The following is a 396-nucleotide window of genomic DNA, read 5'->3' on the forward strand; positions in this document are numbered from 1 at the left end:
GGCAACGCAGAATTTGATATTGTATTTTACAATGGTGATAAATCGAATCGCTTACCAGAATCTATTTTAAGGGGGGGGATTCAGTGGGAAGTTAAAAATGAATTTGTTGATAATGAAACAATTGGATCATTAATTAAACAGTCAGAAGAATTAGAACAAGCCGAAAAATCCGCAGAAGAAAAAAAGAAAAACGAATTCAATCAAGGTATCGAATTTCAAAAAAATAATAATCAATATTCACACTTAACCCAGATAACCGCTAATTCAGACAATAAAGTAAAAATAGTCGGTAAAAATATCCGAGCTGAATTAAAAAAACATTTTCCAAAAACTAAATTTTCTGTACGTAAACAATATTACAGTTCTTATTATGTGTCATGGACTGATGGCCCGACA

1 protein-coding gene is annotated in these 396 nt (G+C 31.1%); it reads left to right on the forward strand.

Features of this window, described 5'->3' with window-relative positions; genetic code table 11:
* Window positions 1–396 (forward strand): LPD29 domain-containing protein (locus tag AC4IFO_RS23115; protein WP_490737869.1); only part of this gene is annotated, 396 nt, incomplete at both ends.

It is taken from the genome of Providencia sp. UF-224 (assembly GCF_058245955.1).